Here is a 20,401-nt window from a genome sequence, read left to right on the forward strand (position 1 = left end):
TTTAATGTAACTCCTCCTAGTTTATTTATGAATATTTACGCTGCAACATACGTAGTTCTATCACAACTAAATTATACTAAAAAATTGTATATAAAACTACCCCATTTCAACTTCATTTTCTCCTATTTAATCTACTTTAGTTTAAATCTACTTAAGCTTGAATCTACTGATAGAAGAGAAAAGAGTTTCTGCTTGAGAATTAAGCTCCTGACTTGCAGCCGCACTTTCTTCAGATGTGGCTGTATTGTCTTCCACTACACTGGCTATCTCATTTATTCCAACTGAAACCTGATTAATTGACGCCGCTTGTTGTTCTGAAGCTCGAGCGATGTTTTGCATTAACTCTATGGACTGTTTAGAGCCATTTGTTACTTTTTCCATAATCTCAACTGTCTCTTCTGTAATTTTCTTTCCATTTTCCGATGCCAATATACAGTTTTCAATTAATGCCTCAGTGCTTTTAGTTGCCATGGATGTATTTTCTGCTAACTTTCGGATTTCATCTGCCACAACAGCAAATCCTCGGCCTGATTCCCCTGCACTGGCAGCCTCAATAGCTGCATTTAATGCAAGAAGATTTGTTTGTTTTGCAATTGCTTCAATAGTTTTTATGACATTTCCAATATTGCTTGAAGCAACGGTAATATGGTCTATAGCCTCTACTAACTCCCTTATTTTTATCTTCTCAGTTTCCAAATCGTATCCTGTATTCGTAGCTAACTCATAGGCATCTCTAGCACTATCCTGATTTTCATTTACGTGCTTTAATATATCATCAAAACTTTCATTTAAATTTTCTATAGATTCACTTTGATTTATAGCACCCTGTGACAAGGTTTGAGATGTTCTAGATATTTGTTCAGATCCGTTAAGAACCAATTCTGAGCTTCTCAATATATCCTTCATAGTATTTGACAATTCCTCTGTGATTTTATCCACAGATTCAAGTAAAGGAGCAAAATCACCTTTGTAGTACTCCCTAAGTTCAGATTGAACATTAAAATTTCCATTAGATATTTCCTGCAATAAATACTTTTCGTCATTGATAATTCTATTCAAGAAGTTAAAGGTGGTTTTTAAGCTATAGGCCATTTCCCCTACTTCGTCCTTAGATTCATAGTTAATCATAACATTGCAATTTCCATTTTCCATTTCCTTAACTGCTTGAGAGATTTCATACAATGGTTTGCAAATAGATTTTTTAAACACAATGGACATGATTACAGAGATTATGACTCCCACTGTTCCAAAGATAGTAAGAACTATATATGCCATTATTTTAGTATTTGTGATGCTTTGATACGCTTCATCCGCCGCCTTTTTTCCCTGTATTGTAAAGGTGTTGACATAGCCATCAACAACTCCGTAGTCTGGCGAAAAACTATTATAGTATAAATCCTTTGCACCATCTATATCATCCTTGTTTACACTTGTCAATATTTCCTCGACGCTTTTGTAAAGTTTTTCCATATTTTTGTTTATTTTATCTAGCGACTTAGGGTTTTCAGAATTTTTTTCAAGAAAGGATAATTTCTCTTTTATGTTAGATAGGTACTTGTTGCTCTCCACTATGTCATTTTTGCATATAGAAACCTCTTTATTTGCCAAAGCCTTTATAATAGTCACATTAAGTTGTGCTGTTTCCTTAGATACTTGTTCCATAGTTGTATTGTTTTTATATGTTACATCATAAAAATACTGTGCCTTTTTATGTAGATTGTATATTGATACCTCCGCATAAGCAAAAGCTATCATAAAGGCCACAAATATTATGCCTAAAATATAATTAAGCTTTTTGCTAATCTTGAGATTCTTGAAAAAATTGTTCATAGAAGTTCCTCCTTGTAAGTAATATTAAATTATCGTCCAATGATAACCTTTTCTTTATATTCATATTTATATTTTTCTCAATTTTTAAAATGACCTCTGTAGCCTTGAAATATATAATATTTCATGTTAGCATATTAATAATACAATGTAATAGGAGGTAATAAAATGGCCATATATAAATCTTCGGAGGATTATCTTGAAACTATTTTAATTTTAAAAGAGCGCATAGGCGAAGTTCGCTCTATAGATATCGTCAACGAGACTGGTTATAAAAAATCCAGTATTAGTGTAGCCATGAAAAAATTAAAAGAAGACAACTACATAGAAATGGATTGCAACGGATATATATCCCTTACAAACAAAGGTTACGTGGTAGCTAGCGACATCTACAATAAGCACGAGTACTTAAGGAGGTTTTTCATATCCTTAGGAGTCAGTGAAAACACAGCTGAAAGCGACGCTTGCAAAATAGAACACGAAATCAGTGATGAAACCTTTGAGTGCATAAAAAAATATTTTAAAAACGAGCTTATAAAATAAGCGACTGCTACCCCTTGTAGGTAATAGTCGCTTGATTTTTATGTTAAGAATTATTTTTATTATAGAAAAACATTATAACTGCCATGGAAATTATGATTGTATACCCAATGAAACTAAATACATCCGGCCTTTGACTAAACACTATAATTCCCAACATAGCAGAGAATACGATTTGAGAATAGTCATATACCGATATCTCCCTAGCCGGCGCATTGAAATATGCCTGAGTTATGGAGAATTGACCAAAGGACGCGCATACACCCGCCATAATCAAGGTTATAATTTGGTTAGTAGTCATAGGTTCATATTTTAAAATCATCACTGGTAAGGTTGTTAAACAAGAAAACGTAGAAAAAAACAGAACTACAAAAGGACCAGATATTTTATTTTCCCCTAACTTTCTAACCATAGTATAAGCTGCTCCGGCGCATACGCCTCCCATTAGTCCAATGAACGATGGAATCAGTGATGTGTTGGCAAAGGTAGGCTTAACCACAAACATACTTCCAGCAAAAGCTATGGCGATGATGAGGAGCTGTTTTAAGCTTATTTTTTCCTTTAAAAATAGATAACTAAAGATTATAGTAAAAAAGGGCGCCATTTTATTTAACATGGATGCATCTGCTAATGGCAGATTGTCGATGGCGTAAAAATTGCAAAGTATACCTGCCGTTCCAAAGATTGATCTCAACACAAGGTATCCAAGTCCCTTTTTATTTAAAGTCACTTTCTCACCTTTTTTTATAACAAGAAACGCTGCCACAATAACAGAAATACTATTTCTAAAAAAGCTTTTCTGCACAGAGGGCAGATCCCCCGACGAAGCCACAAAAACACCCATTAGAGCAAAGAAAAATGCAGATACTATTATATATATTATACCCTTCACCCTACAACTCAATTGTTTTTTCATAATACCCTACTTTCTTCTAATCGAAATATTGTTGTGTTACTCTTTAATTATAGTTGTCTTTGTATTATTTAACAAGGCCAGTAAATATGCAAAAAAAAGCGAAAACAAATTATTATTTTCGCCTTTTTATTTTATATTTTCCTATTCACCAGATTATGGCTCCAGCATTTTCAATATTCTAGAAGTTAGTTTTCCGTATTCAGGATTGGCTCTATCTCTAGGTCTGTCTATTTCTACATTTATAATTTCCTTTATGCAACCAGGATTTTTTCCCATAACAACTATTTTATCCGATAAATATACTGCTTCATCCACACTGTGAGTTACAAATAATATAGTTTTCTTGTGACTATCCCATATTCTAAGCAATTCCTCTTGAAGTATTATACGAGTATGGGCATCTAAAGCACCAAAGGGTTCATCCATTAATAAAACCTCTGGATTGTTTACAAGAGCTCTAGCTATAGCAACCCTCTGTTGCATTCCTCCTGACAATTCATAAGGATATGCTTTTTCAAAGTTCTCCATATTTATTATCTTTAGATACTCTCTTGCTTTTTCTCTTCTTTCTTTTTTCCCTACCCCTTTAAACTCCAATCCCAAGCTAATGTTGTCTATTACAGTTCTCCATTGTAACAAGGAGTAGTTCTGAAATACCATTCCTATTTCCGAAGTAGGCTTATCAATCTTTTTATCTTTGTATAAAGCTTCTCCTTCAGTGGCAGTTTCTAAACTTGCTATTATTCTAAGCAACGTAGATTTACCACAGCCTGATGGCCCTACAATACAAATGAAATCATTTTCATCCACACTGAGATTGATGTCTTCCAAGGCCTTTACCTGGAAATTTTCCTTTGTTTTAAATACCTTTGTAAGATTATTTATTTTAATAAATTCCTTCATGCCCTACCTCCTATTTTCCCTTACCTTGCCATGAAAAATACTTATGTTCTACAAACCTGAATATGCCATCCAGCAAAGCACCAATGGCACCTATGCATATCATGCCAGTCACCACCAGGTCTGTTCTTCCTAATTCATATGCATGGGTAATAAGGTATCCTACTCCTGACAAACTTCCTGGCAACATCTCTGCCGCAACAAGACAAGCCCATGCAGTTCCAAGACCAGTTCTAAGACCATTTATTATAGTGGGAGCAGCAGCGGGTAGAAGTATTTTGAAAAATATATGGTTTTCTTTTGCACCAAGCACCTTGGCAGACTCTACTAGAGTTTTAGGCACTGAACTCACTGCAAATATTGTATTTGTTATAACTGGGAAAAAAGTTCCCAATGCAATTATGAACATCATAGAAAATTTGAAATTATTAAGATATGCTTGTAGATTTCCACCTTGTATTCCAAGAACCGTAGATACACTAGCTACACCAAACCAGGCTAGCACAAGAGGCACCCACGCTATTGGAGGCACTGGTCTAAAAACATTGATAAAATTTGAAAACAACTGATTTATAGTCTTTCTGTATCCCATTAGTACTCCTAAAGGCAAAGCTATTACAACACCCACAATATAGCCTGAAAGCACCCTTATAAGACTAACTGCTATATTTTTGGGAATAGAGCCAAGGCCTATAAAGTTATCAAATGCATGTCCAAAGTTCTCCATTACCTTGCTAATGTATGGCATCACTATGGGATTTTCAATTCTATTTGATGCTATAACCCAAAGAATCACAAATATCACTGGCACGATTAAGCCTATTAAAAACTTTTTAATGTTTTCTTTCATCTTTCTCTCCTTAAAAAAGCCTTTCAATGCCATGAGCATAGAAAGGCTTAAATATGCGTTATCTATTTACTTTGTTCTAAGCAACTAAAATCAAAAGCCTTTTCTTTTACTTCATCAAAGGATTTACCCTTTAATTCGCCTGAGAACTTGCCCATTTCGTTTAATGCTTTAACATATACATTTATTCCGTTGTACCATTTTTCTGATGGTGTTGTAAAATACTTTATTTCACACTTATTAATAGCATTTTCTGACACACCTATTTTTTGTGACAATATTTTTGCCACTTCATCTTTATGTTCATCAGCGTAATGGCCTAAGTTTCCAAGAAGCTTTATCAATGCCTTTGTAGCTTCTGGATTTTTCTCTACAACTTCTGTTCTTGCACCCAATGAACAGCAAGGGAAATCATCCCAAGATCCAACAGGTGGGAAATTTTTAAGTGTAATTGCAATTTCACCAACACCCTTATCCTCTGCTGCTTCTGGATGGTGTGATGGTCCTACCCATGCATCTACTTGTTTACTAGCAAGAGATGGTAGAAGGTTGCTACTTCCCTTTAGATCCACTAATATAACCTGTGCAGTTGAATCACTTGGATCCTCAGTTACTTTAATTCCCTCATTTTTCAATACAGCTTCCATAACAATTCTTGGAGCACTAACTGGTGAGTGGTATCCTATCTTCACTGGTGTTTTTGATTCTACTATGTACTTTTTAACATCTTCCCATGATTTCAAATTTGATTTTGGTGGAAAAACAAGAGCTATTCCATTACTTTGGAAAGGAGTTATTAGTTTTACTGCTGCACCATTGTCCACAGCGCTCATTATTGCAGTACTAGAGCACAAACCGTAATCAAGATTTTTCTGACTTAGCATATTTGCAGTTTCAGAACCACCCTTTGTAGGTATGTAATTCATAATAGCTAGTTTCTTACCATTTTCAATAAGCTCATACTTATCATCTGACAATGGATTTAAATATACTCCCTGCTTTTTAAAATCTTCTGCCTTTGGTCCTAATACATTTAGTATGCCTGTATGTAATTCATTTCCCCATGCAATGGTTAGTTCTGGCAACTTTTCTGTTGCTGTATTTTCGCCTTTTGCTGGTGTTTTTCCGCTTTCCACAGTTTTGCCACAGCCTGTTAACGTAGTCAAAGCCAACACTGCGCAAGTGATCAATGCTAATATTTTTTTCTTCATGTCTACACTTCCTTACATATTAATATATATTTCGACAACATGTCCCACAGAATATTGTATACAAGGAAAAAACATTTGTACAATACAAATATATAATTGATTTAAAATTGTCTATCGGATATTTCTATATCAAATCAATAAAAATTCATTTTATCTTAACAGTTTATTAAGGGAATATTTCATATTTACAAATAATGCTTTCATTAAGTATTGATTATTTAATACGATAATATAATTGTTGAAATAATTTGTTTTATGTTACTTTATAAGGGGGAGGATATATAAATGCCTAAATTAAAAAACAAGATAAAACCAAAATCCACACTAAAAGTAAAATCCAAACTAAGACTGATAACGATTATCGCCCAGGCTGCTACAATAATTTCACTTGTAACGGGCTTCTATTTTGTAATCATGCTAAGTCAAGGAATAAATGCCACTCAAGAAACCATACTTCCTGTGACAAGGGAGTTGTCCAACGTTAAATTAAATCTTTCCAAAATTGAAAACAATATTTTGCAGATGATTGCCACAGATTCTGAGGATACTGAAGAGTTTAGTAAATTATCCGATGAAAGTCGAAAACTTTGGAAAGATGTTTATAATTCACTAAATATAATAAAAAAGTTGGATTCAACTGTGGACATAAAAGATCTGAACATTACCTTTGCATCTTTAAGTGTATTGCAAAATGAAATCGAACAATATGCCCCTCATGAGGAAACTTATGCAAAGGCTCTTTCTATATTTAATTTAGATTTTACCACCTCAACAAAAGCTGTAACGGATAAAATTGAAAGTATGTCAAACAAAATAGAAAAAACCTCCTCTGAGGGATTGCGTAGAGACCAAATCACTTCTACCATAGGTTTAATATTAATGTCAATTATAGCTGTGATTTCCATTATTGTATTGCTTATAATTTCAAAAGTCCTTATAAGGGATATTGCAAACCCTGTGGCGAAAATCACGGATTTCATATCGGAATTTGAAAAAGGCAACCTTCACAACCATATAGACTATGAAAGTCAAGATGAATTTGGAGAGCTGTGTACTTCAATAAAAACCAGTACCTTATCCATCTCTTCATACATAGATGAAATAGATAGAATCATGGGAGAGCTATCTCAAGGCAATTTCACAGTGAAGCCCAACATGGAATTTGTAGGAGATTTTAAAAATATACAAACCTCCATTGAGGATTTCATATTAAAAATTTCTTCCGTCATAGCAGAAATAAACGATTCAGCCATTAAGGTATCTTACACCGCTGAGCAATTTTCTGATACATCCAGGGTTTTATCGGAAGGAACCACGGATCAAGCCAGCTCTGTGGAAGAATTGTACGCAACAATATCGCAAATAACAGATAAAATTAACAACAATGCTGAAAATACTAAGGCATCCCTTGAACGAACTTTACACCTGAGAAAAGCTGTAGAGCAATCTTCCAAAAACATGGATTCTATGATTCTAGCCATGGAAAAGATGAGAGATAAATCTGCTGATGTTAAAAACATTGTAACGAAAATTGAAGACATCACAGCGCAGACAAATCTCCTATCACTAAATGCAGCCATAGAAGCTGCCAGCGCTGGAGAAGCTGGAAGAGGTTTTGCCGTTGTAGCTGAAGAAGTAAGAAAACTAGCCGAAGATAGTAAAAAATCTGCCCTTGAAACCAAGGAACTTGTTCAAGTAAACATAGATGAAATCGCTAGTGGTACAAGCATCACAGAAAGTGTCATATCTGATTTAAAGAAAGCCATTGAAGGTTTAGCTACTATAGCTGAAGATTCAAAAACCACCGCCGAGGCTGTAGAGTACGAGGCCCAAGCAATGAAACAGATTGAGGCAGCCATTGGCCAAATTTCCGACGTAATTCAAAATAACTCCGCTACTTCTGAAGAAACCTCAGCATCTAGTGAAACCCTTTCCCTTGAAGCTGAACACTTGAAAGAGCTAGTAGAACAATTTAAGATATAACAATAAAAAAATCTGTGTTGTAAAAGTCTAAACTTGTACAAACACAGATTTTTGTTACTTACAATGTGATTATCTGTTCTACTCCAGCTTCTCCAAGTATACCATACAATGTTGGGAAGCACCCTATACCAGCGCCATCTACGAGTTTGTCATCTATATTCCTCTCTATAGCACATTTGTCGCATGCTAAAAGCACCATGCCACTTTTTTCGTGGAGTTTCTGAAGTCTTTCACCTATTTCGCTCCCCTTTTCTAACATATACGTGTTGTTAAATACGAAGAACATCCCAAGCACCTCTGCACCATGATTACCCGCCTCTAGCTGTGGAATAATCATGTCATTTAGTATTGTCCTTGTGTTTTCTGAACTTATTACATATGCAACTTTCATACAATAATCCTCCTATCTTTATAAAATCTATCTAAAATCAAATAGCTCATATGATACCTCTATTGCCTCTTCTACAGACAATTTATATATCTCATCTTTATTTACCTGCATTTTACTTACCCATTCATCGAAATCTCTCTCCGTACAGAAGAAGTTCATGATATTTCAACAAGATGATGCCCAATCTGTATGCCTATTCAGATCTACATGCAGCGCATGAAGTGTAGGTGGGTTAAAATCATACAACTTTCCATCCCTTATTTCCACCCTCACTGATTTACCCGTATTACTGCAAACCGATTCAACTACTACATCTTGATGAAATGTGAACGTTGTCCCCATGGCATCAATGGCACACATAGCAGAAAACCTTCTTCCATCAGCTAGGGTTACATGATGGTTTGTACCTAGTGCAGACACTGGATAAACAAAATTTACATTTCCATCTTCATCTGCTACAAAACCGTTGTGTTCTTTAAGTAAAGTTAGTTTTTTTTCCAAGTTATCTATTCGTATTTTTGTGAAAAGTTTTTCTATATCTTTTTTTAAACTAAATGCTCTTTTATTTTCTATTGTAAAATCCATTATAGCTTTTCGAATAATATTTTCTTCTTCACTATAACAACTGCATTTATTTACAATATTTAATTTTTGTGCTGTATTCATAATTATTTCGTACCCTTCATCAATTAAATTTCTGTTTGCTGTTTTTCTTCATATCCTAATGCGTCCTTCAAAATTTCCGTAAGTTGCTCTTTATATCCAAGATACTTACTGCACTCCCTATTCCTAGGTCTATCCATATCAATCTTTATATCAGCGATGATCTTACCTTTATCTGTAGACATAACCACAACCCTATCACTCATATAAACAGCTTCGTCCACATCATGAGTTACCATAATTGCAGTAGTCTTATCTTGAAGAAAAATGCCCTCCATTTCCTCTTGAAGGAGTTTTCTCATCTGAAAATCAACCGCACCAAGAGGTTCGTCTAGTAAAAGCACTTTAGGTTTACACGCTAGGGCTCTTATAACAGCTGTTCTTTGCTTCATACCACCTGATAACTGTCCTGGATACATTTTCTCCTTACCATCAAGTTTTGCCATCTCCAATAACTCTTTAAGTCTCTTCTTCCGGTCTTCCTTAGGAATTTTTTGTTGTTTCATAGGATATAAGATATTTTTTTCTATGGTCATCCATGGGAATAAAGCATAGTTTTGAAATACAAATCCTCTATCCACACCAGGTCCTTTTACTACATTTTCACCAACTACTATATGTCCACTATCGGCAGCTTTAAAACCGCCTATTATTGTAAGCAATGTGGTTTTCCCACACCCCGAAGGTCCAAGAAGACACACAAATTCACCTTCATTCACTTCAAAACTTATGTTATTTAGAACTTCGTGCATTTGTTTTTTTCCACTTTTAAAAGATTTACAAATCTTATCAATCTTAATATTCATTACTCTTCACGTCTCCATCTTACGAGATATTTATTTAAAGCATATAGTCCCCTATCTATAATAAATCCTATAAGAGCAGCAAATATCATCAGTGCAATAAGCCTATCTGTCATCATCATCGTCTGAGATCGTACCATTAAAAAGCCAAGACCTTGGCTTGTAGCTATGAACTCCGCTCAGATTACAGACATCCACCCACTAGACAGTGCCACACGAGCCCCTGTCATTATGTATGGAATTGTTCCTGGTACAACTACATCTTTAAAAATACTTACGGGGCCTGCCCCCATGCTTCTTGCAGCATTGTAATAATCCTTTGATATACTCCTAACTCCACTTATGGTATTTAATATTACTGGAAATACCCCTGAAAAAGCAATAAGAAATATAGTCGGTCCATCTCCTATGCCAAACCAAACAATGGTAAGAGGCACCCATGCCATAATGGGAATTTGCCTTACGGAATCCATGAAACCAGCAAGCATGCTATTCATAAACCTTGACAACCCCATTATAAATCCAAGGAAGATTCCTATAATCATTGCCCAGCCGAAACCTTTAAGAACTCTCCCCATGGTAAGAGATATATTGTATATTACTTCTTGGTCAGTAATACAGGATATAAATTGGGTGAATACATCACTAGCTTTAGGCATTATTAGTGCATTATTCTGCTTTACAGCATACATCTGCCATAGAGTAACTAAAATAATGGTAACTATGATTTTGTAAATAATCTCTTTCCTACTATTGCCAGATAGCTTTACTTTTTTAGGGGATGTATTTTGATATTTAGCTTCTGCCATTCTCTAACTCTCCTTTCATCTGTGTAATCTCCACCGAACAGTTTCTCAGATACTTTTAACATGTTATAATCCTCAAGTAAATATGAAATAATATTGTTGTAACTCTGTTTAAATTTCTGGTACTCTGGACCGCTATAAAACTTTTTATTCACAATAATCGAGTATGTGTCAAACTCTTCAGCTTTTTTTGGAAATATCCTTTTTCCAGGCACATTTAAAGAATTAAAATAATCAATTACTATTCCACCAACTTTTCCAGTTTCCATCACATATGTCAAGGCTCTAGTTTCCATGGCAAAGGGGGCATATTCCTTGCCAAGAAGTTGTGATACCATGTCTTTCTCATACTGACGGCCTGAAGATACTCCAATACTTTTGTTACGCTCGTCTTTCTGAATTATAATACTGGAGTTGGTAATAGCCTTATCAAAAACAAAAAATCGGCTATCCTTTCGCTTAAACTCTTGTGCCTTAGAGCTGCAAATTATAGCTACATCAAGGGCATCTGAACTCAGAGCCATCTGCACTGAATTATTTCAGCAGTCTTGAAAATCGTATACCATTATATCTTCAAGTTTAACAGCCTTTTCTCCATAAATACCTTGCAAGCATTTTCCTATTATATGTGGCACCCCAGCGGTTACACCTATACGTATTTCACTTTTTTCCCTATATGTATTTTCTTTAAATAAGAATGTAGCTGCTACGAAAACACTAGCAGCCACACCCATGAACACGAATATACTTTTTATTAGATTTACATTATTTCTTTTCTGATACTGTTTTGATTTCTGGTTCTCTAGTTTTTGCTTTTTCAAGCCATTCCTCATATGTTATTCCCTCCGGAAATACAGAATCAACTTTTTCGCTAATAAACTTTTCGAAATCATCAACCTTACTATCATTAATATAATCATGATTTACAATCTGTTCTACAGTTACTTTACCATAATCACCATGAGATATATTCTCGTCCATCATTCTCTGTATAGCCTCATTATTTAACTTCCATGTTAAAGTTCTTCCCTCACCAACGGTCTTTTTGTATACGGTTCTAAGGCCAACTTCTAGTGGTACACCATAATTATTTGCAAATATATTTGCAGCTTCTAATGGATGTGTATAAATAAACTCTATTGACTTACTATGAGCAAGTATTAATCTCTTTGCAATATCAGGGTGTGCTTTTGCAAAATTAGTGTTTAATGATAAAACACAACATTCACCTTCCTGTTCACCCTTTATTCTATCATCCATGGCAAATATTTTTCCTGTTTTCTCATATTCAGCCATAGAACCCCATGGGTCACATGCTGTATATCCTTTAATTTTTCCAGTTTTCAAAGCTAAATATTTACTTTGGTCACTATCAAAGCTTATACCATTATAGTTTTTGCCTTCTGTAGGTATATCTAAAGTTTTAGACATTACTCTCCATGATGAACCCTTTTCTGGTTCTGGCCCAATGCCAAGTGTTTGACCTACTAACTGTTTTCCATCGGTTATATCATTAGAAACAACAAGGTAATATGATCCACCTGTATGGTTATTAGCAGCTATTGTTATTGGTGTTCCCACTAAAAATCCTTTGGCTATATTCTGAAAGCCTATGTACCCTGCATCCATCTTCCCTGCTGACATGGCTTGTGGCACCTTACCATTACCAGTCACATTAACCTTTATCCCGCAAGCTTCAAATATTCCTGAGTCTTTACCAATGCATGCAGCAGTCATGTGGTCACAGTTATAATACCCCAAATTTACCGTATAATCATCTTTAATCTTAGGTAAATTCATGCCTTTTATGGACTTTACAATGTCTGATTCCTTTCCTGAGGCCCCTCCATTATCTTTCTTTTTGTCCGTACACCCTGTTAATGTAGTCATCATCATTCCAATACAACATGTTAGTGCAAGTAACTTCTTTAATTTCTTGTTCATTTTATATTTTCCTCCTTTAATGTTAACAACATTGATCCATATCTTGTCCAAATAAATCCTTTATATTATTATTTACAATTCGATATATAGCATAGCCTATATTACCTCTTTTAGATCCACTAACTATAAACTCAATTTCATCCTTGTTATCTATGTCTTTCAACTCAATAGTTTGGTTTTCTATAGGTGCTGGCACTTCATCAGTGACTGCAACGCTTGGCCCATCTATTAGTACTCTCATCCTTACCTTTTCACTACTTCTGTAAATCATAATTAAATCTTCTTTACCATCATTAGTTACATCTCCAGCTTTGCAGGTTATGGGCTCACAAGATGGAAACATTTCCTTAAAAGATTTATATAGTTTATGGCCTTCAGCAACTTTCAATGCTTCATTATGTACTTTGTCCACTTTATTCTTACTATCACATCCCATAGAAAAGATACATACAAACACAAGCATAGCTATAATACATTTCTTTTTAAATAAATTATTTTTTACCATGAAACTATGCCTGCCTTTCCGATTTCTTGTCCATAAATTTTCTATAACTTCTGTACACAGACCTCATAGCCAATGCAAAGATAATAAACGAACATATGTATTTTAACCATTCTGGTGCTACAAACAAAAATTTATTAGCTGAACTTATGCTTTTATCTATAGTATCAAAGTTTAATACCGGTTTAAATGGCATAAGAATTTTATTTGTCATAACCCCTACAAAGGTTGAGATAGCAACCACCGTAGTACAATATATAATAGCCGCTCTTTTCCCTATAAGTTTGTATATGCTTATAAGTTCTGGTAGGTTTGTAGATGCACCAGCCATAAGAAATGTAATGGCTATTCCAGGAGCTGCACCACTAGCAATTAAAGCTGCAATAAATGGTATATGGCCTACAGCACAGACATACATTATAGCCGCAACTACAGTTATACCACCTATGGATATAACGCTAGGATTTCCAAAGTAATTTTGTATAAAACTCTGTGGGAATATCATAAATATTATAGATGCACAAATCATTCCTAATATAACATATTTACTAACAATTACAGATAGATCATCGTAAGCCCATTTCATTCCAGATTTAATTTTTTCTGAAAAACTCTTCTTTTCTTTAGAAAGAATCCTCTTTTCTACTTCCTCTTCTATTCCCGGCAATCGTACCTCTTTTCCACCAAAAACATTTCCGATAACTCCAATAATCATTGGTGCAACAAAACCCGTTATAACATATATTATTGTTATTTCTTTTCCTAAAAGACCATAACATAAAATAACTGCTACAGGGTTTATCATAGGCGTGGAAGTCATGAATGCTAATACAGGGCCTAGACAAGCTCCTGAATAATACATACTTATACCTAAAGGTATTACTCCACAACTACAAATAGGCAACAGCATCCCAGAAATTGTGCTTTTTAATAAAGAAGATACCTTTTTATTTCCTAAATGCACTTGAAGTTTGTCTGGAGATAATATTTCTCGCAAAAAACCTGCTAAAATATAACTAAAAATAAGCCAAACCGAGGCTCCATTTAGAACATCCACGGTAGTCAAAAACAAGTCTTTTATTAATGTAAACATTTATTATTCACCTGCCAACTCTTTAAAGGCCTCAGCTATTGTCGCTTTGTTGACCTTATCTATTATCTTTGTTTCATTTAATACTAGAACACTTTTTGTAAACATGCCATATTTTTTAACATACTCAAAGTCCTTACCAGCTTTATAAATTTTTACATCCACCTTGTCTTTGTACCTCTCGCCTAAAGTCTTAACTAGACTTCCAAAAATATCACATCAAGAGCATACATTTATAAACTCCAATAATGGCTTCTGCATTAGCTCGCCTCCTATTCAAATCATCTATACAATTATACAAGCTTATTATTTCTTTGTGAAATAGATAAATTCTATTGGTTGCTATATATCCATAGTTTATTCCTATACTAAAAAACAATGGCACAGTGAGATTTTATCACCCTGCCATGGTTTTTTAGTTATATTCTATATCTCTGTTGTTAAAACATAGTACTATATGGGTTCCCCCAGTCTCAACATCGGATACAGTAATTTTGCCGTGATGCATAAGGACTCCATGTTTAACGATGGATAATCCTAACCCTGTGCCACCAGTTTCTTTGGAATGACTTTTATCTACCCTATAAAAGCGTTCAAATATCCTCTCTCGTTCACTTTCCGGTATGCCTATGCCAGTATCCGTTACTTCTATATAATCAGAACCTTCCTTATTATATACGTTTATAGTTACACTTCCTTTTGGCACATTGTACTTTATGGAATTGTCACATAAATTGTAGATGACTTCTTTCATTATCTGCCTGACTCCCGGCATTATAACCTTTTCCCCCATGACCTTTAGTTCTACATTTGCATTCTTAGCATAATTAGCCAGCTGCTTGCAAACTTCCTCTGCAATTTCAAAAAGGTCTATATCCTCAAACTGCATCACCATTTCTTCTTCATCAAGCTGAGATAGTCTTATTATGTCTTCCACAAGATTGCTTAAACGCTGTGCTTCATTGTATATCCTACCTGCAAAATCAGGTATATCTTGAGCTTTTACCATATTGCTTTTTATAAGTTCTGCATAACCTGAAATGGACATCAATGGAGTCTTTAGCTCGTGAGAAACATTGGCTGAGAACTCTTTCCTCATTTTTTCATTTTTGTACTTTTCAGTTACATCAATGACCAGAATTATAACACCCCTTAATTCCCCATCTGTTATGACTGGGCTTCCTATTATGCTGAAATCCTTATCTTCAATTTGTATAACAGCTTCCGCCACGTTTCCATTGAGGCAATCCTGTATAGCATTGTATATTGTGTTATTTCTAATCAAACTCAAAATGTGCACATTGGCATATTCTTTCTTCTCAATATTGAAAAGATTCATTACCGTATTGTTGATAGATATAATTCTCTCCCTGTTGTCTAATACAAGAAGCCCTTCCTTCATATTTTCTGTTATGACAGAAAGCTCACCCTGTTTATGGCGAATTTCATTAATTTGTGTTGCAATAAGCTGATTTTGCCTATAAATCCTCTTTAGCAGAGGAGACAATTCATCATATACTTCATTTTCTAATGGATGCTCCAAATCTAATTCATTAATAGGCTTAACAAGTTTCTCTGTCTCATAGTTTGCCATTATAACAGCCAATAGCATTACTATTATCAATATAATAACAACAGCAGGTATCATATTTTTCATGGTTACAAATACACTGTGGGTAGTTGTGGCCACTCTCATAATTTTGCCATTCTGAAGCATAAGAGCATAATAGAAATTTTGCTCCTTTAACGTCTCCGAAAACCTCACAGCTTCACCACTACCATTTTTCAGTGCATCTATGACTTCAGGCCTTTTACCATGGTTCTCCATGTTTTTAAAATCTTCTCTAGAATCGTACACTACAGTACCATCCTTTTCTATTAAAGTAAATCTGGTATTTCTCAATTTCCTATCTAGTTTTTTCAGGTAGTCTACATAATTATTTTCACTAACTGCATTCATGGCTTCCTCTACATAGGCAGCTTCCTTACGTACCTCATTTTTCATTCCATCATAGAATTGTGTGTACATGGCAAATCCAATAAGAAAGCAAGAAATCACTATGGATAGTATTACAATTACACTCATACTCTTCAATATGCTTTTTTTCATAATCATTCACGCACCTTAATTATTATTTCCTATTCGATAACCAACGCCTCGAACTGTTTGAATCAGATCACCGCATTCCTCTAATTTTTGCCTTAAGGTTCTTATATGAACATCCACTGTCCTTGTTTCACCATCAAAATCGTACCCCCATACCATTTCTAAAAGTTTATCCCTAGTTAAAACTATGCCTCTGTTCATCATCAATACCTTTAGCACTTCAAATTCTTTATAGGTAAGACTTATTTCATTTCCATTCACTGTGACAAGGTGCTTCTCTACGTTTACCATAAGATTGCCCACTGAAAATTCTTGTTCCTTTTCAACGCTATTTCCCGTTCTTCTAAGCAGAGCCTTAATCCTAGAAACGAATTCCATCATTCCAAAGGGTTTAGTTATATAATCGTCAGCACCACAATCCAAGCCAATAACTTTATCATACTCCGCCCCCTTTGCAGTGACCATGATGACAGGAATATTTTTAGTAGTCGCCGATGATCTCAATCTTTTTAAAATCTGTATACCGTCTTCTCCTGGCAGCATTACATCCAATAAAACAAGTTCCGGCAGTTCATTGCACTTTCGCTGCACATCTAACTCCTTAAAAAATTCTGAACCATCACAAAAGCCACAGGCTCTAAAGCCTGTGGTCTCAAGGGTATAAATGATAAGTTCTCTTATGTTTCTATCGTCCTCTACACAATATATCATGACTCATCTTCTCCTTTATACTTTCCGGTCAATGAAAACTCAACCCATTCCGCAATATTGGTAGCATGGTCACCTATTCTTTCAAAATACTTAGCAATCATAAGAAGATCTATAGCATACTCCCCTTCCTCCTTATGATGTCCTATAAAGGATGTAATTTCGCTCTTTACCTTATTGAAAAGCGCATCCACCACATCGTCGTACTCCACAACAGACCTTGCCAAATCCAAATCACTTTTAACGTATGCCTCTACACTATCTGTAACCATCCTAATGGTGGCAGCAGCCATATCTCCCACATGAGATGTATCTTCAAAGGAAGAAATATCTGCAACTTTAATTATCTCAGCTATATCAGAGGCCTGATCTCCTATTCTCTCCATATCTGTAATCATCTTAAGCGCCGAAGAAATCATTCTAAGATCCCTTGCCACAGGTTGCTGCTGCAGTAAAAGTTTAAGGCAAAGACTCTCTATATCCTTTTCCTTATGATCTATTTGCTTCTCTTTTTTAATAACCTCTCTTGCAATGTTTACATCATTATCCTTTAAAGCTTTTGCCACACCCGATATTGCCTCTTCACACATTGCTCCCATTTCAATTAATTCCACATTTAACTTTTCAAGCTGTTCATCGAACTTATTTCTCATATTAACCGAACCTCCCCGTTATATAATCCTCTGTTCTCTTATCCTTTGGCATAGAGAATAGCTTTTCTGTTTCATTGAATTCTACTATTTCACCTAGAAGAAAAAAGGCTGTCCTATCGGAAATACGAGCTGCTTGTTGCATATTATGTGTCACTATTACAATGGTATAATCTTTCTTTAATTCTACTACTAAATCTTCAATTTTGGAAGTAGATATAGGATCCAAAGCTGAAGTAGGTTCATCCATAAGTACCACTTCAGGTTGAACTGCCAATGCCCTAGCTATACAAAGTCGTTGCTGTTGTCCTCCTGAAAGACCTAGCGCACTTTTTTTTAGCCTATCCTTAACTTCATCCCATATGGCAGCATTTTTTAGCGACTGTTCTACAATTTCATCTAACTTGCTCTTACTTCTTACACCGTGAGTCCTAGGACCAAAGGCAATGTTATCGTATATGCTCATAGGGAAAGGATTGGGTTTTTGAAATACCATACCCACACGTTTTCTCAAAAGATTTACGTCCATATTTCCAAAGATATCTTCTCCATCTAATGAAATTCTCCCCGTTATTCTACACCCATCTACTAAATCATTCATCCTGTTCAAAGATTTTAGAAGAGTAGACTTTCCACAGCCACTTGGTCCAATAAAAGCTGTTATCTCTTTTTCATCTATATTAAGATTTATATTCTTTAATGCCTTAAACTCACCATAATACAAATCCATATTTTCTACACTTATTTTACTTTTATTATCCATCTATTTTTCCCTTTCCTATCCTTTTGGCAACATAAGCTGAAATTAAATTTACCATAAGCACTATTACAAGTAATACCACTGCAGTTGCATAAGCCTTGTCCATATGAAGACCTTCACTGGACATAGCATACATATGGACTGCCAAGGTCCTTCCAGAATCCATAACACTCTTTGGAATCTCTGCTATGGTCCCAGCAGTATACATTAGTGCTGCAGTCTCACCAACAATTCTTCCTATAGAAAGTATTACCCCTGCCAGTATACCTGGAACTGCACTTGGGAGCACGATTTTAAAAACTGTTCTCAATTTTCCGGCTCCAAGACCAAAGCTACCCTCTCTGTAGGAATCAGGTACCGATTTTAATGCCTCTTCTGTGGTCCTCATTATAAGAGGTAAAATCATTATTGCCAATGTAAATGTACCTGCCAATATAGAGTATCTCCAGCGCAATGCCGTTACAAAAAGTAAAAATCCAAATAAGCCATATACTATAGAAGGTATTCCTGCCAAGGTTTCTACTGTAAGTCTACTAATTTCCATGAGTTTGTTTCCCTTTTTTGCATATTCCACAATATAGATGGAAGAAAAAATGCCTAAAGGCACTGCCAGTATTAATGACAATACAGTTATTATAATAGTATTCATTAACGCTGGCATTACAGATCCGTTTTCAGAGGTGTATTTTAATGAAAACAGATCCCCTGTAATATTGGGAACGCCGTTTATTAGTATATAGCCCACGATAAACAGCAATACTGTAAAGGTTATAACAGCAGCCAATATTACAAATATATATAATATAAAAGAAAGGGGGTTTCTTTTTATGCTTTTTAATTTTTTCTTTAATCTTACGGATACAGTGCCATTATCCATTATTTGAACTCCTCCTGTTAATTATTGCAACTGCTACATTTATAATTAGAATGAATATGAAAAGTATTACAGAAGTAGCAATGAGGGCTTCTCTATGCAAATCAGCTGCATAACCCATCTCCATTACAATATTAGATGTCAATGTTCTTACACCCTTCAAAATGCCTGAGGGCATCCCCGGTTGGTTTCCTGCCACCATAATTACAGCCATAGTCTCTCCAATAGCCCTTCCAATACCAAGAACTACGGCAGCAAAAATTCCAGACTTAGCTGCAGGAAGAGTTACCCTAAATATGCTTCTCTCCTTCGTTGCACCTAGAGCCAGAGCTCCTTCACAGTATTCTCTTGGCACTGCTCTTAAAGCTGATTCTGAAATACCGATAATTGTCGGAAGAATCATTATTCCCAGGAGCATAGATGCCGTAAGCATACTATTACCATCTCCGCCAAAAACATTTCTTACAAAGGGCACCATAATCACTAATCCAAAAAATCCGTAGACCACTGATGGTATTCCCGCCAAAAGTTCAGTAGATGCCTTTAATACACCGTAAATCTTCTTTGGGCAATATTTTGCCATAAATACAGCCGTTAAAATTCCAATGGGTACACCTATGATTATGGCACCAGCTGTTACAAATATGCTTCCCAAAATCATAGGCATAATACCATACATATCATTACTAGGTTTCCACTTTGTGCCCAGAAGGAAGTTGAAAAATCCAATCTTTTTCATGGCTGGCACGCCACCAGCAAAAAGGAATATGCATATAAGTATTACAGCTATTATAGACGTACATGCCGCTGCAAAAAACACTCCCTTCATAAATTTTTCTTTTTCATTCTTCATTTTCTTTCCCTCCAGGATTTTAACAG

General features: G+C 35.2%; 23 protein-coding genes. 2 read left to right on the plus strand and 21 right to left on the minus strand.

Features of this window, described 5'->3' with window-relative positions; all coding sequences use genetic code 11:
• Positions 1-147: 147 nt before the first annotated feature.
• Positions 148-1,830, minus strand: coding sequence for a methyl-accepting chemotaxis protein (locus BUA73_RS08815; protein ID WP_072903764.1), 1,683 nt, complete (start codon positions 1,828-1,830; stop codon positions 148-150).
• 165 nt (positions 1,831-1,995) lie between these two features.
• On the opposite strand from BUA73_RS08815, the gene BUA73_RS08820 reads away from it, so the two are divergent.
• Positions 1,996-2,370, plus strand: a complete 375-nt coding sequence (locus BUA73_RS08820) for a metal-dependent transcriptional regulator (RefSeq protein ID WP_072903765.1) — start codon at positions 1,996-1,998, stop codon at positions 2,368-2,370.
• 43 nt (positions 2,371-2,413) lie between these two features.
• Here BUA73_RS08820 and BUA73_RS08825 read toward each other — a convergent pair whose 3' ends face one another.
• The 4 genes from BUA73_RS08825 to BUA73_RS08840 form a co-directional block, all read right to left on the minus strand.
• Positions 2,414-3,283, minus strand: coding sequence for a DMT family transporter (locus BUA73_RS08825; RefSeq protein ID WP_072903766.1), 870 nt, complete (start codon positions 3,281-3,283; stop codon positions 2,414-2,416).
• A 153-nt stretch (positions 3,284-3,436) separates the two neighbouring features.
• Positions 3,437-4,186 carry an ABC transporter ATP-binding protein gene (locus tag BUA73_RS08830; RefSeq protein WP_072903767.1) on the minus strand — a complete coding sequence of 250 codons (750 nt, stop codon included), beginning with the start codon at positions 4,184-4,186 and terminating at the stop codon, positions 3,437-3,439.
• A 10-nt stretch (positions 4,187-4,196) separates the two neighbouring features.
• Positions 4,197-5,033 carry an ABC transporter permease gene (locus tag BUA73_RS08835; RefSeq protein WP_072903768.1) on the minus strand — a complete coding sequence of 279 codons (837 nt, stop codon included), beginning with the start codon at positions 5,031-5,033 and terminating at the stop codon, positions 4,197-4,199.
• Between the two features lie 62 nt (positions 5,034-5,095).
• Complete coding sequence (locus BUA73_RS08840; RefSeq protein ID WP_072903769.1) at positions 5,096-6,241, minus strand: ABC transporter substrate-binding protein; 1,146 nt, start codon at positions 6,239-6,241, stop codon at positions 5,096-5,098.
• Between the two features lie 285 nt (positions 6,242-6,526).
• On the opposite strand from BUA73_RS08840, the gene BUA73_RS08845 reads away from it, so the two are divergent.
• Positions 6,527-8,224: a methyl-accepting chemotaxis protein gene (locus BUA73_RS08845; RefSeq protein WP_072903770.1), complete on the plus strand. Its 1,698-nt coding sequence runs from the start codon at positions 6,527-6,529 to the stop codon at positions 8,222-8,224.
• A gap of 58 nt (positions 8,225-8,282) precedes the next feature.
• Here BUA73_RS08845 and saoD read toward each other — a convergent pair whose 3' ends face one another.
• The 16 genes from saoD to pstC form a co-directional block, all read right to left on the minus strand.
• The gene (gene saoD / locus BUA73_RS08850; RefSeq protein WP_072903771.1) at positions 8,283-8,615 is read right to left on the minus strand and encodes a DsrE-related protein SaoD; all 333 of its coding nucleotides are present in this window, start codon (positions 8,613-8,615) and stop codon (positions 8,283-8,285) included.
• Positions 8,616-8,642: 27 nt separating this feature from the next.
• Positions 8,643-9,281 (minus strand): MerB-like organometallic lyase SaoL, encoded by a 639-nt coding sequence (saoL, locus tag BUA73_RS08855; protein ID WP_242942357.1) that lies wholly within the window; start codon positions 9,279-9,281, stop codon positions 8,643-8,645.
• A 23-nt stretch (positions 9,282-9,304) separates the two neighbouring features.
• A complete protein-coding gene (gene saoA, locus BUA73_RS08860; RefSeq protein WP_072903772.1) occupies positions 9,305-10,084 on the minus strand; it encodes an ABC transporter ATP-binding protein SaoA in 780 nt (259 codons plus the stop codon).
• Positions 10,084-10,890 carry an ABC transporter permease subunit SaoP gene (gene saoP / locus BUA73_RS08870; protein WP_242942358.1) on the minus strand — a complete coding sequence of 269 codons (807 nt, stop codon included), beginning with the start codon at positions 10,888-10,890 and terminating at the stop codon, positions 10,084-10,086. The genes saoA and saoP overlap by 1 nt, the downstream gene beginning before the upstream one ends.
• A complete protein-coding gene (locus BUA73_RS08875) occupies positions 10,848-11,417 on the minus strand; it encodes a hypothetical protein (RefSeq protein ID WP_072903775.1) in 570 nt (189 codons plus the stop codon). The genes saoP and BUA73_RS08875 overlap by 43 nt, the downstream gene beginning before the upstream one ends.
• A gap of 9 nt (positions 11,418-11,426) precedes the next feature.
• Positions 11,427-11,708: a hypothetical protein gene (locus BUA73_RS08880; protein WP_072903776.1), complete on the minus strand. Its 282-nt coding sequence runs from the start codon at positions 11,706-11,708 to the stop codon at positions 11,427-11,429.
• On the minus strand, positions 11,653-12,831 hold the full coding sequence (saoX, locus tag BUA73_RS08885; RefSeq protein ID WP_072903777.1) for an ABC transporter substrate-binding subunit SaoX: 1,179 nt from the start codon (positions 12,829-12,831) through the stop codon (positions 11,653-11,655). Before saoX ends, BUA73_RS08880 begins: the two co-directional genes overlap by 56 nt.
• A gap of 22 nt (positions 12,832-12,853) precedes the next feature.
• Entirely contained in the window at positions 12,854-13,336 is a 483-nt protein-coding gene (gene saoC / locus BUA73_RS08890) for a Cys-Cys-COOH (seleno)protein SaoC (RefSeq protein ID WP_084672179.1), read from the minus strand.
• 4 nt (positions 13,337-13,340) lie between these two features.
• Positions 13,341-14,426 (minus strand): efflux transporter SaoE, encoded by a 1,086-nt coding sequence (saoE, locus tag BUA73_RS08895; protein WP_072903778.1) that lies wholly within the window; start codon positions 14,424-14,426, stop codon positions 13,341-13,343.
• Positions 14,427-14,429: 3 nt separating this feature from the next.
• Positions 14,430-14,684, minus strand: a complete 255-nt coding sequence (saoT, locus tag BUA73_RS08900; RefSeq protein ID WP_242942359.1) for a thioredoxin-like (seleno)protein SaoT — start codon at positions 14,682-14,684, stop codon at positions 14,430-14,432.
• Positions 14,685-14,838: 154 nt separating this feature from the next.
• On the minus strand, positions 14,839-16,533 hold the full coding sequence (locus BUA73_RS08905) for a sensor histidine kinase (protein ID WP_072903780.1): 1,695 nt from the start codon (positions 16,531-16,533) through the stop codon (positions 14,839-14,841).
• A gap of 15 nt (positions 16,534-16,548) precedes the next feature.
• On the minus strand, positions 16,549-17,241 hold the full coding sequence (locus BUA73_RS08910; RefSeq protein WP_072903781.1) for a winged helix-turn-helix domain-containing protein: 693 nt from the start codon (positions 17,239-17,241) through the stop codon (positions 16,549-16,551).
• A complete protein-coding gene (phoU, locus tag BUA73_RS08915) occupies positions 17,238-17,891 on the minus strand; it encodes a phosphate signaling complex protein PhoU (RefSeq protein WP_072903782.1) in 654 nt (217 codons plus the stop codon). Before phoU ends, BUA73_RS08910 begins: the two co-directional genes overlap by 4 nt.
• A 1-nt stretch (position 17,892) precedes the next feature.
• Positions 17,893-18,651 carry a phosphate ABC transporter ATP-binding protein PstB gene (gene pstB, locus BUA73_RS08920; protein WP_072903783.1) on the minus strand — a complete coding sequence of 253 codons (759 nt, stop codon included), beginning with the start codon at positions 18,649-18,651 and terminating at the stop codon, positions 17,893-17,895.
• Positions 18,644-19,525 carry a phosphate ABC transporter permease PstA gene (gene pstA, locus BUA73_RS08925; RefSeq protein ID WP_072903784.1) on the minus strand — a complete coding sequence of 294 codons (882 nt, stop codon included), beginning with the start codon at positions 19,523-19,525 and terminating at the stop codon, positions 18,644-18,646. Before pstA ends, pstB begins: the two co-directional genes overlap by 8 nt.
• Positions 19,518-20,375, minus strand: a complete 858-nt coding sequence (gene pstC / locus BUA73_RS08930; protein WP_072903785.1) for a phosphate ABC transporter permease subunit PstC — start codon at positions 20,373-20,375, stop codon at positions 19,518-19,520. Before pstC ends, pstA begins: the two co-directional genes overlap by 8 nt.
• Between the last annotated feature and the right edge of the window lie 26 nt (positions 20,376-20,401).

It is taken from the genome of Hathewaya proteolytica DSM 3090, from assembly GCF_900142225.1.
In the GTDB taxonomy this organism is placed as follows: domain Bacteria; phylum Bacillota; class Clostridia; order Clostridiales; family Clostridiaceae; genus Hathewaya; species Hathewaya proteolytica.

Excerpts from the sequence above, each read along its gene's own strand:
- BUA73_RS08815 (WP_072903764.1), bottom strand. The coding sequence starts at position 1,830 with ATGAACAATTTTTTCAAGAATCTCAAGATTAGCAAAAAGCTTAATTAT.
- BUA73_RS08820 (WP_072903765.1), top strand. The coding sequence starts at position 1,996 with ATGGCCATATATAAATCTTCGGAGGATTATCTTGAAACTATTTTAATT.
- BUA73_RS08825 (WP_072903766.1), bottom strand. The coding sequence starts at position 3,283 with ATGAAAAAACAATTGAGTTGTAGGGTGAAGGGTATAATATATATAATA.
- BUA73_RS08830 (WP_072903767.1), bottom strand. The coding sequence starts at position 4,186 with ATGAAGGAATTTATTAAAATAAATAATCTTACAAAGGTATTTAAAACA.
- BUA73_RS08835 (WP_072903768.1), bottom strand. The coding sequence starts at position 5,033 with ATGAAAGAAAACATTAAAAAGTTTTTAATAGGCTTAATCGTGCCAGTG.
- BUA73_RS08840 (WP_072903769.1), bottom strand. The coding sequence starts at position 6,241 with ATGAAGAAAAAAATATTAGCATTGATCACTTGCGCAGTGTTGGCTTTG.
- BUA73_RS08845 (WP_072903770.1), top strand. The coding sequence starts at position 6,527 with ATGCCTAAATTAAAAAACAAGATAAAACCAAAATCCACACTAAAAGTA.
- saoD (WP_072903771.1), bottom strand. The coding sequence starts at position 8,615 with ATGAAAGTTGCATATGTAATAAGTTCAGAAAACACAAGGACAATACTA.
- saoA (WP_072903772.1), bottom strand. The coding sequence starts at position 10,084 with ATGAATATTAAGATTGATAAGATTTGTAAATCTTTTAAAAGTGGAAAA.
- saoX (WP_072903777.1), bottom strand. The coding sequence starts at position 12,831 with ATGAACAAGAAATTAAAGAAGTTACTTGCACTAACATGTTGTATTGGA.
- saoC (WP_084672179.1), bottom strand. The coding sequence starts at position 13,336 with ATGGTAAAAAATAATTTATTTAAAAAGAAATGTATTATAGCTATGCTT.
- saoE (WP_072903778.1), bottom strand. The coding sequence starts at position 14,426 with ATGTTTACATTAATAAAAGACTTGTTTTTGACTACCGTGGATGTTCTA.
- BUA73_RS08905 (WP_072903780.1), bottom strand. The coding sequence starts at position 16,533 with ATGAAAAAAAGCATATTGAAGAGTATGAGTGTAATTGTAATACTATCC.
- BUA73_RS08910 (WP_072903781.1), bottom strand. The coding sequence starts at position 17,241 with ATGATATATTGTGTAGAGGACGATAGAAACATAAGAGAACTTATCATT.
- phoU (WP_072903782.1), bottom strand. The coding sequence starts at position 17,891 with ATGAGAAATAAGTTCGATGAACAGCTTGAAAAGTTAAATGTGGAATTA.
- pstB (WP_072903783.1), bottom strand. The coding sequence starts at position 18,651 with ATGGATAATAAAAGTAAAATAAGTGTAGAAAATATGGATTTGTATTAT.
- pstA (WP_072903784.1), bottom strand. The coding sequence starts at position 19,525 with ATGGATAATGGCACTGTATCCGTAAGATTAAAGAAAAAATTAAAAAGC.
- pstC (WP_072903785.1), bottom strand. The coding sequence starts at position 20,375 with ATGAAGAATGAAAAAGAAAAATTTATGAAGGGAGTGTTTTTTGCAGCG.